The sequence below is a fragment of the Intestinibacter sp. genome, from assembly GCF_022780145.1.
Taxonomy (GTDB): Bacteria; Bacillota; Clostridia; order Peptostreptococcales; family Peptostreptococcaceae; genus Intestinibacter.
The window spans coordinates 1-8,924 of sequence record NZ_JALEXO010000230.1; the positions used below are offsets into that span (position 1 = coordinate 1).

Below are 8,924 nucleotides of genomic sequence, written 5' to 3' on the forward strand. Positions count from 1 at the left end.
AGATAGAGTTATAACTATATCAGATGAGGATTCTTATGAAACAGTTAGATTAATGGCAAATAAACTAGGAATATTAGTTGGAATTTCATCTGGAGCAAATATATTTGGAGCTATGAAATTATCAGATGAAAATCCAGATGAAGTAATAGTAACAGTAGCTCCCGACGGTGTAGACAAGTATATGTCTATGGGAATATTTTAAAAATTTATAAAGAAAGGTCGTACAGGTTATGTTTAATTATATAAAAAAAGATTTACAATATATAATGGATTCCGATCCAGCAGCAAGAAGCAAGGTAGAATTATTTTTACTTTATCCATCAGTTCATGCTATGATTTTTTATAGAATATCCCACTTTTTATACACTAAAAAGAGATTTTTCCTAGCAAGACTTGTATCCCAATTAGGTAGATTCTTTACTCAAATTGAGATACATCCAGGAGCTCAAATAGGAGAGGGAATATTAATAGACCATGGTAGTGGCGTAGTTATAGGTGAAACAGCAATAATAGGCGATAGAGTTACAATTTACCAAGGTGCAACAATTGGGGCAACAGGAAATGAAACAACTTTCAAAAGACATCCTACAATTGGAAGCGATGTATTTATAGGATCTGGTGCTAAAATTTTAGGTCCAGTAAATATAGGCGATAATGTAAAAATAGGTGCTAACAGCGTAGTACTAGAAGATGTACCAAGCAACAGTACAGCAGTTGGAATACCAGCTAAAATAAAGCCAAATCGTAAACTTAGTGTAGTTGAAGATTATGTAGTGGATTACGTTATATAATTATATATTAGTCCTAAATTTAAAATAAAATAAATCTCTAGAATAAAATTAGATTACTTTAAATAGAGTAGTCTAATTTTTTTTGAAAATATTTTATGAATTAATTGCTTTTGTTTTACAAATAATATGTTTAAATACAATAATCTAGGGAGGTTTTATTTTATATGAAGGCAAGAGTTGACAGAGATACTTGTATAGGATGTGGATTATGTTCATCTATATGTCCTGAGGTGTTTGAGCTTACCGACGAAGGATATGCGCGTGCTATAGAATCAGAAGTACCAGATACTTGTCACGACGATACTATGGAGGCTGCTGAGAGCTGTCCAGTAGATGCTATCGAGGTCGAAAAATAAGCTTTAAATAAAAATAACTAGACTTTTAATTAATATGTCTAGTTATTTTTATTTGCGATATGATATATATGAATTGTAAATTTTTACATAATAATATAAAATAAGTTACAAATAAAATTTATAATTGTTAAGTATGGAGAGGATATGTGTTGTTATACGTATATAATTAGATGTAAGGATAATTCTCTATATACAGGTTACACGACTGATATAAATAGGAGAATCAAAGAGCATAAAAATGGAATTAATTCCAAATATACAAGAGCTAGAGGATTTTTAAAATTAGAAATTTACTTTTTATGCAAAACTAAAAGCGATGCTATGAAATTAGAGTATAAAATAAAATCCAAGACAAGGAGACAAAAGCTCGATATAATCGAAAATCCAGAATCATTTTTAAAAAATTTAAAAGAACGAGAAGGCTTGGAAGTTCAAGGCTTTCACAGGGGAAATATTTTAAATTATTGTGAAAATACTGAAAATGAAAATCATGGATTAAAAAATTTATATTGTATTGACAAATAATTGAATAAAGACTAATCTTAATATAAGGCTAAAATAATATTGCTAGGGGAGCCATTGGCTGAGAAGTTTTACTGACCCTCAAACCTGATCTGGATAATGCCAGCGTAGGAAAGCATACATATAATATCTTTAGAAACGTATGCTGTACCTATATGGGTACAGCTTTTTTTATTTAGGAGGTAAAAAATGAGAAATTACAAGATTCCAACACTTACAATAGCAGGCTCTGATTCTTCAGGGGGAGCAGGGGTACAAGCAGATTTAAAGACATTTAGTGCTATAGGAACTTACGGCATGAGTGTTATAACTGCTATAACTGCTCAAAATACAGAAGGTGTATTCGATGTAGAAGAGCTTAGCAAGGAAATAATAAAAGGACAAATGAAGGCAGTATTTGAAGATATTCCACCTAAAGGGGTTAAAATTGGGATGGTTTCAAGCCCGGAAATTATTTTAGAAATAGTAGAAAACCTAAAAAAATACAAACCAGAAATTTTAGTAGTAGACCCAGTAATGATATCTAAGAGCGGTTATTCACTACTTAGACCAGAAGCTAAGGAAAATTTAATTAAATATTTAATTCCAATGGCTTATCTAATAACACCAAACGTTCCAGAAGCAGAAGAAATAACTGGAATGAAGATAGACGGCGTTGAAGATATGAAAAAAGCAGGCAAAAAAATACTTGAACTAGGACCTAAGTACGTGCTTATGAAGGGTGGACATCTAGATGGAGATGCTGTAGACGTGCTTATGGGAGAAGATGTATTTGAAGTATTCTCTTGTCCTAGAATAAATAAGAAAAATACACATGGAACAGGTTGTACAATATCTTCTGCTATAACTGCTCATTTAGCACTAGGATACGATGTAATAGAAGCAGTTAGACTTAGCAAGGAGTACATAACAGAAGCTATTAAACGTAGCTTTGATATAGGTCACGGTGTAGGACCTGTAAACCATTTCTATAAATTTGAAGATATAGACTAATCATAAAATAAAAAATATAAATTGGGAGAGATAAAAAATGTACGAATTAATAAATAAAGTAAAAGAATTAAATCCATTAGTGCTTCACTATACTAACAACGTAACAATAACAGATTGTGCAAATATGACTTTAGCAATAGGAGCTAGCCCTCTTATGAGTTTTTCGTATGAAGAAGTAGAGGATATGGTTTCAGTAGCAAGTGCAGTAGTTATAAATATAGGAACTATGAACTCACCATATTTAGACTTATTTGTAAAAGCAGGAAAGGCTGCAAATAAATTTAATAAACCAGTAGTACTAGATCCAGTTGGTGTGTTTGCGAGCAAAGCAAGAACTGAGCTTACTAATAAACTACTAAATGAAGTTCAATTTACTGTAGTTAGAGGAAATATATCTGAAATTAAATTCATAGGAGGATTAGATGTAGCAGGAAAAGGAGTTGACTCTTTTGATGACGGCTCTGATGCTTCAGATATAGTAAAGGCTGTTGCTAAAAAATTAAACTGTGTAGTAGTAGCTTCAGGTATAACTGATTTAGTAAGCGATGGAGAAAAGGTATATAAAATATTTAATGGAAGTGCAAAGCTTAAAAAGATAACTGGAACAGGTTGTATGTCTTCTAGTTTGATAGGAAGCTTCCTACCTTGCACAGACAAACCAATAGATGCAGCATTTATGGGAACATTATCTATGAGCTTAAGTGGAGAATTAGCAGATGTTACAAATCCTGCTGTTGGAACTTTCAAAACTTATTTATTTGATCAAATAGATTCTTTAGATGTTGAAACTTTTGAAAAATATGCAAAAGTAGAATTATAAGATTGATTAAAAACACGTAGCTTGGTTTTAAGTTGCGTGTTTATAGCCAAATATTTAAATTATAAGGAGAGCCTGATGTTATTTACAGATTACTTATACGAAAATAGTAAAGAAATATGGGATAAATATCTAGAACATCCTTTTTTAAAAGAAATTGGAGAAGGAACTTTAGATAAAGAAAAATTTAGAAAATATTTGATCCAAGATTACTTGTATTTAATAGAATACGCAAAAGTATATGCTATGGCATGCGTCAAAAGTAGAAATTTAAAAGAACTTAAAATGTTTAATGAAGGTATTGCTGGAAGTATAGAAAATGAAACTGCAAACCACATCATGTACTTGAGAGACGATTTTGGAGAAAATATAGATGAAATAGAATACAAGTACAAACTTAATTTAACTAATGAAAGTTATACAAGCTATATGAAGTCAATATCACTTACAGGAACTGTAGAGGATATAGTTGCAGGAGTTTTACCTTGTACATGGAGTTATGGCTATATAGGACTTAAATTAAAAGAAAAGTATAAAGACAAACTAGAAGGAAATTTCTATAAGAGCTGGATAGAAACTTATGCAGGCGATGAATACTCAAAATGTACAAATGAATGGATAGATTTTACGAATGAACTTTGCAATGATTTAAGCGACGAAAGAAAAGAACAATTAAAAGATATATTTGTAAGAGCTAGTATGTACGAGTTAGAATTCTGGAATATGGCTTACAAAGGTGAATAAGAAAGGAGAGTATTTATGAATCTTAATTATATACTTGTAGCAATTTGTTTTATACCATTAGTTTTATATTTAATAAAACTTAGAAATTTTAAATTAACTGTCAAAAAAATGGTAGTTATAGCTATGTTTTCAGGAATATCATTTATACTTGGCAATATAACATTTATACAATATCCACAAGGTGGGGGTATAAGCTTATTGCCATCATTACCAATACTTCTAATAGGACTTATATACAGTCCAGTTGAAGGTATGACAGCAGGTTTAATAGCAGGAGTTTTAAGCTTATTTGGAGGGTATATAATACATCCAATACAATTATTCTTAGACTTTATAATACCACCAATGATTTTAGGACTTAGTGGAATGCTTGGAGCTGGTTCTAAAAAGAAAATATTCTTTGGTTGTTTTATTGTAGTATTTTTGAAATGTTGGGTACATGTAATATCAGGAGTAGTATATTTTTCTGCATATGCTAAAGGATTTAATATGGGACCATGGTTATATTCAATAATATACAACTTCTCTAGTGAAGGAGTAGAAGGATTATTAAGTTCAATAGTAGCTACAATACTTCCTATAGGAAAAATTAAAAAGGAAGCCAATAAAAACAGCCAAGCTAGTGCATAATTGAATGGAGGTAATTATGATAGATAGAGAAAGATTGAGAAAAGATCTTAAAATGTATTTGATTACAGATTCAAATATACTAGAAGGTCGTGATTTTTATAAATGTATTGAAGACGGATTAAAAGCAGGCACAACTATGCTTCAGCTTCGTGAAAAGGACGTAGATGGAGGAGAATTTTTAGAAAAGGCCCTTAAATTAAGAGAATTAACTAGAAAATACGGCGTAAAATTTATAATAAACGACAGAATAGATATAGCGCTATTATGTGATGCAGATGGTGTTCACGTAGGTCAAAGCGATATAGATGCCAAAAGCGCTAGAAAATTAATAGGAGAAGACAAAATACTAGGTGTTTCAGCTAGAACATTAGAAGAAGCTCAAAAGGCAAAAGAAGACGGTGCTGATTACTTAGGAGTAGGAACTATGTTTTCTACAAGCACTAAATTAGATGCAAAGAGCGTATCTTTTAAAACTCTAGAAGAAATACAGAAAAAGGTCAATTTACCATTTGTAGTAATAGGTGGCATCAACTTAGGTAATGTAGGCAAATTAAAACCATTTAATCCAGATGGATATGCGATTATATCTGCAATTTTAAAAGAGCAAGATATATACGCAGAAGTTAAAAAATGGCTTGAAGTTATTTAATAAAAAATCCTGCGAATCTACTATAAAGATTTGCAGGATTTTTGTTTTAAAGATAGACATAAAAATATTTTATGACAAATAATAATATAAATATATGATGTGAAAATTGTAAAATGTTAAGATTAAAAGAGGAATTTTCGTACAAAATGTAGTATCTACTATTTAATAAAGAATAGTATTTAGATGTCATTAGAAGTTTTGTTTTCATAAAATAAAAAATAAAAACTTTTAAGGGGGAGGGTTTTGTATGAAAATAAATAATGAATATGATATCCTTTTGAATAAATACATCAAATTACTATTCGAAAAAAATAGATTGATAATGAGGGAGGGACCTTATATAGAGTCAAGATATCTATTTCATTTTGGTCACTTAATGATAAAAGAATTGAACCACAATAAAAACATCAAAATATTAAAAATAAAACAGGACATATATGAAAATTATTTTGGTTTGAAAAGAGAAAGAGAAATAAGAAATATAGAAAAACAGATAGAAGTAAAAACTGAGTTAATAACTAAGCAAATTTGTGAATTAGAGAAAAAATGTGAAGATTCAAAGCAAATACTAGAAATGAGAGAAAAAAACAACGATAAAAAGGATTTAGTTGATTCTCTATTTTTCGATGTAGTTTCTGTTATGCATCCTGCTATTTATAATTTAAAGAGCAAAGAGCTGTGGGCAAAGGCAAAAAAAGCTTATTTGAATTACGATGATGCTACTTTGACTTTGCTTAAGAACTTAAATATCAAGAAGGTTAAAAATTACGATATATCTGATTTAAAAAATAATATTTTCTTACTTGAAAATGAAGTGATCTGTATGAAGAGAAGATATCCTTATTATCTAGAGAGCAATCTATCTAGTGAAGAATGGATAGATTCTTATAATAAAGAGATAAATAACAGAATAAAAAAATTAGAAGTTGAAGAACAACGAATTTTTGAAAAGCTTGTATAAAAAAATGACCTGAAATAAGGTCATTTTTTTGAATAAGTAATTTATTTTCTATAGGCTACCTTTATTATACAAAGATATCCTGATATTGCTCCAGCTATGGAACATATTACGCCTTTGAATATCATCATTTGAGTGACATTAAGAGGGCTAGCATTGAATAAATAGACTATTACAGCTGATAATGCTACAGATATAAAACAGGCAATTAACCCCACAACTAGAGAAATAAGTAGTATATGGTCTGGTAAAAACTGCTCTATTTTATGTACGCGATTATCCGCTTTGAATTTGCCTTTTTCCATGTCTTTAGCTATCATAGGGATTACTATAAGAGCTAGTAGTGAACCTAATAAAAATGTCGTGAAGGCAAAATCACTTATTATATCTTTTGCTTCAAAGACCTTGTCTAAATGACCTCTCTCCATAAAATAAAATATTATAGCGTTGATTATACCATTTACTAATCCGTATCCAATTAGACATTTAGAAAGTAAATAGCTTTTAAAATTGTTGTTTTGCATAGTTTACTCCTTTGATTTAATTTTTATATTTTTCTAATTTTAGAATAATATTATACGTTTAAAAAATTTATTAAAATTATTTTGTTGACATGGAGTTGACTTTAAGTAGTAGAATTATTTTATAATAATATTATTTTGAAAGGCAAGTGAAAAATTATGGAAAATACATAGTGTAAATTTCAGTTTTTTGTAATAAATTTTTAAAAAATTGTTATTTTTATTTAAATCTAAGTACATAATTTTCATGTATTATATTATTAATGAATATGATAGTATTGTATATTGAGGAATTTATTGAGATATGGAGGAAATGAAATGACTATAGATTTATTATTTAAAATAGCGATTTTTATCGTCTTATTGGGCGTAGGTATAAAATTATTTAAATTTTTGTCAGGAGTAGTATTCAAGCTAGCATTAGTTATGGTAGTAGTATTATTCTTTGTACAATTGATAAAATAGAGGGAGTTTCCCTCTATTTTTTTAAGTCGATATATGCATCGATTTGTGGAATGAACACCATATTGTCTTTTATATGTGTGTTTCCAAATTCTTTTAGCTCTGTACCTGCTTCGTCTTTAGTTATTTTGTATTTGACCATATTATCGTCTTTAACCTCGCCGTGAAAGTACATTCCTTCGTATTGCTTGAATTTAAAGTTGTATTTGTCTCTTGTCAGTTTAATTTTTATATCGTTCATAAATTCACCTACCATCTTTTTTTAATTTTAACATAAATATTATTTTAATTCTATAAAAGCTTTATTTTGACTTTGAATATGAAAGCAATGTTTTGATGATATAATAAAATTGGAGGTGGAGTATGAAAAAATTTAGGAAGATATGTTATATACTTTTTATTATTTCCATATTTATAAAATATATATCTGCAAAATACAGTTATTTTGTGGAGAATTATTATTCTAGAGGTATAGATGTCTATATAGTCGAGTTTTTAAGCAAGATAAGTTCTATTTTCGATTTTTCATGCTTTGAAATAATGATATATTTATTTTCAATATCTATAGTATTATCTGTAGTGTATTTAATTTGCAGAGTTTTTAAGGATAGAAGTAATTTTTTTAAGAGATTAAAAAATATTTTACTTAATTATTTAGCTTGTGCGTGTTTGATATATTTTCTATTTATTTTGTTGTGGGGAGTAAACTACAACAGGGTAAGCTTGGAGGATAGTATTAAAGAAGAATACAGTGAGTCAAATGATAGAGATATTTCAAAAGTGAGTTTTGACAAAGATGATTTAGCAGATTTGTACAAACTTTTAATCGATAAATGTAATGAAAGCAGAAAAACAGTAGATAGCTTAAATAGTGAGCCTAAAAATAATATCCGCGAGATAAAAAATATTATTTTAGAACTAGAAAATGGATACGACAATGTAGAACTTTTAAATTTGAATGAATTGGGAAAATATTCAAAGGCGAAAACGATACTTAGTTCAAGATGGCTTTCTTATACAAATATAACGGGAATATATTCTCCGTTTACAGGTGAAGCTAATATAAATACTAATCAACCGTTAGTCAGTATCCCGTTTACTGTTTTACACGAGATGGCTCATCAAAGGGGATACGGCAATGAAAGCGATGCAAATTTTTTATCTTATATAGCCTGCATAGAAAATAAAAATCCATATGCAAATTACTCGGGGTATTTTATGGCATTGAGATACACTGCATCTGCTCTTAGCAAGGTAGATTACGACGCGTTTGTATTGCTTACAAAAGATATAGACGATGAAGTATTAGAGGATATAGATAATTACTCTAAGTTTTGGGAAAAATACCAAGGTAAAGTAAATGAAGTATCCGATAATGTAAATAATCTCTATTTAAAATCAAATAGGGTAAAGGAAGGAACTAAGAGCTATGGAAAAGTAGTAGATTTGTTGCTTTTATATTACTATCTATATGGATGAAA

At 29.2% G+C, this 8,924-nt stretch carries 14 protein-coding genes and 1 riboswitch; of the genes, 12 read left to right on the plus strand and 2 right to left on the minus strand.

What is annotated here, in order from left to right:
• From MR593_RS08670 to MR593_RS08715, 10 genes are all read left to right on the plus strand, one after another.
• On the plus strand, positions 1-202 hold a 202-nt coding region (locus tag MR593_RS08670), incomplete at its 5' end, for a pyridoxal-phosphate dependent enzyme (protein ID WP_331474774.1).
• 28 nt (positions 203-230) lie between these two features.
• Positions 231-791, plus strand: coding sequence for a serine O-acetyltransferase EpsC (epsC, locus tag MR593_RS08675; RefSeq protein ID WP_290691932.1), 561 nt, complete (start codon positions 231-233; stop codon positions 789-791).
• Positions 792-955: 164 nt separating this feature from the next.
• On the plus strand, positions 956-1,147 hold the full coding sequence (locus MR593_RS08680; RefSeq protein ID WP_290691934.1) for a ferredoxin: 192 nt from the start codon (positions 956-958) through the stop codon (positions 1,145-1,147).
• Positions 1,148-1,291: 144 nt separating this feature from the next.
• Positions 1,292-1,672 (plus strand): GIY-YIG nuclease family protein, encoded by a 381-nt coding sequence (locus MR593_RS13505; RefSeq protein ID WP_331474775.1) that lies wholly within the window; start codon positions 1,292-1,294, stop codon positions 1,670-1,672.
• A 34-nt stretch (positions 1,673-1,706) separates the two neighbouring features.
• Positions 1,707-1,800, plus strand: a riboswitch (TPP riboswitch).
• 58 nt (positions 1,801-1,858) lie between these two features.
• Positions 1,859-2,662, plus strand: a complete 804-nt coding sequence (gene thiD / locus MR593_RS08690; RefSeq protein ID WP_290691936.1) for a bifunctional hydroxymethylpyrimidine kinase/phosphomethylpyrimidine kinase — start codon at positions 1,859-1,861, stop codon at positions 2,660-2,662.
• Positions 2,663-2,699: 37 nt separating this feature from the next.
• Complete coding sequence (gene thiM / locus MR593_RS08695; protein ID WP_290691938.1) at positions 2,700-3,482, plus strand: hydroxyethylthiazole kinase; 783 nt, start codon at positions 2,700-2,702, stop codon at positions 3,480-3,482.
• Positions 3,483-3,557: 75 nt separating this feature from the next.
• Positions 3,558-4,223: a thiaminase II gene (gene tenA, locus MR593_RS08700; RefSeq protein ID WP_290691940.1), complete on the plus strand. Its 666-nt coding sequence runs from the start codon at positions 3,558-3,560 to the stop codon at positions 4,221-4,223.
• A 15-nt stretch (positions 4,224-4,238) separates the two neighbouring features.
• On the plus strand, positions 4,239-4,853 hold the full coding sequence (thiT, locus tag MR593_RS08705) for an energy-coupled thiamine transporter ThiT (protein WP_290691942.1): 615 nt from the start codon (positions 4,239-4,241) through the stop codon (positions 4,851-4,853).
• 16 nt (positions 4,854-4,869) lie between these two features.
• Positions 4,870-5,502 (plus strand): thiamine phosphate synthase, encoded by a 633-nt coding sequence (gene thiE / locus MR593_RS08710; protein WP_290691944.1) that lies wholly within the window; start codon positions 4,870-4,872, stop codon positions 5,500-5,502.
• A gap of 247 nt (positions 5,503-5,749) precedes the next feature.
• A complete protein-coding gene (locus MR593_RS08715; RefSeq protein WP_290691946.1) occupies positions 5,750-6,463 on the plus strand; it encodes a hypothetical protein in 714 nt (237 codons plus the stop codon).
• Positions 6,464-6,504: 41 nt separating this feature from the next.
• Here the strand turns inward: MR593_RS08715 and MR593_RS08720 are convergent, their stop codons facing one another.
• Positions 6,505-6,984, minus strand: a complete 480-nt coding sequence (locus MR593_RS08720; RefSeq protein WP_290691948.1) for a hypothetical protein — start codon at positions 6,982-6,984, stop codon at positions 6,505-6,507.
• 315 nt (positions 6,985-7,299) lie between these two features.
• Between MR593_RS08720 and MR593_RS08725 the strand changes: the two genes are divergently transcribed.
• On the plus strand, positions 7,300-7,446 hold the full coding sequence (locus tag MR593_RS08725) for a hypothetical protein (protein WP_290691950.1): 147 nt from the start codon (positions 7,300-7,302) through the stop codon (positions 7,444-7,446).
• Between the two features lie 13 nt (positions 7,447-7,459).
• Here the strand turns inward: MR593_RS08725 and MR593_RS08730 are convergent, their stop codons facing one another.
• Positions 7,460-7,684, minus strand: coding sequence for a hypothetical protein (locus MR593_RS08730; RefSeq protein ID WP_290691952.1), 225 nt, complete (start codon positions 7,682-7,684; stop codon positions 7,460-7,462).
• A gap of 122 nt (positions 7,685-7,806) precedes the next feature.
• Between MR593_RS08730 and MR593_RS08735 the strand changes: the two genes are divergently transcribed.
• Positions 7,807-8,922, plus strand: a complete 1,116-nt coding sequence (locus tag MR593_RS08735) for a DUF3810 domain-containing protein (RefSeq protein WP_290691954.1) — start codon at positions 7,807-7,809, stop codon at positions 8,920-8,922.
• Positions 8,923-8,924 lie beyond the last annotated feature (2 nt).

Bases quoted from the DNA above. Each gene is read 5' to 3' on its own strand.
- thiM (WP_290691938.1), top strand. From the start codon at position 2,700: ATGTACGAATTAATAAATAAAGTAAAAGAATTAAATCCATTAGTGCTT.
- thiE (WP_290691944.1), top strand. From the start codon at position 4,870: ATGATAGATAGAGAAAGATTGAGAAAAGATCTTAAAATGTATTTGATT.
- MR593_RS08720 (WP_290691948.1), bottom strand. From the start codon at position 6,984: ATGCAAAACAACAATTTTAAAAGCTATTTACTTTCTAAATGTCTAATT.
- MR593_RS08725 (WP_290691950.1), top strand. From the start codon at position 7,300: ATGACTATAGATTTATTATTTAAAATAGCGATTTTTATCGTCTTATTG.
- MR593_RS08735 (WP_290691954.1), top strand. From the start codon at position 7,807: ATGAAAAAATTTAGGAAGATATGTTATATACTTTTTATTATTTCCATA.
- MR593_RS08715 (WP_290691946.1), top strand. From the start codon at position 5,750: ATGAAAATAAATAATGAATATGATATCCTTTTGAATAAATACATCAAA.
- MR593_RS13505 (WP_331474775.1), top strand. From the start codon at position 1,292: ATGTGTTGTTATACGTATATAATTAGATGTAAGGATAATTCTCTATAT.
- thiD (WP_290691936.1), top strand. From the start codon at position 1,859: ATGAGAAATTACAAGATTCCAACACTTACAATAGCAGGCTCTGATTCT.
- MR593_RS08680 (WP_290691934.1), top strand. From the start codon at position 956: ATGAAGGCAAGAGTTGACAGAGATACTTGTATAGGATGTGGATTATGT.
- tenA (WP_290691940.1), top strand. From the start codon at position 3,558: ATGTTATTTACAGATTACTTATACGAAAATAGTAAAGAAATATGGGAT.
- epsC (WP_290691932.1), top strand. From the start codon at position 231: ATGTTTAATTATATAAAAAAAGATTTACAATATATAATGGATTCCGAT.
- thiT (WP_290691942.1), top strand. From the start codon at position 4,239: ATGAATCTTAATTATATACTTGTAGCAATTTGTTTTATACCATTAGTT.
- MR593_RS08730 (WP_290691952.1), bottom strand. From the start codon at position 7,684: ATGAACGATATAAAAATTAAACTGACAAGAGACAAATACAACTTTAAA.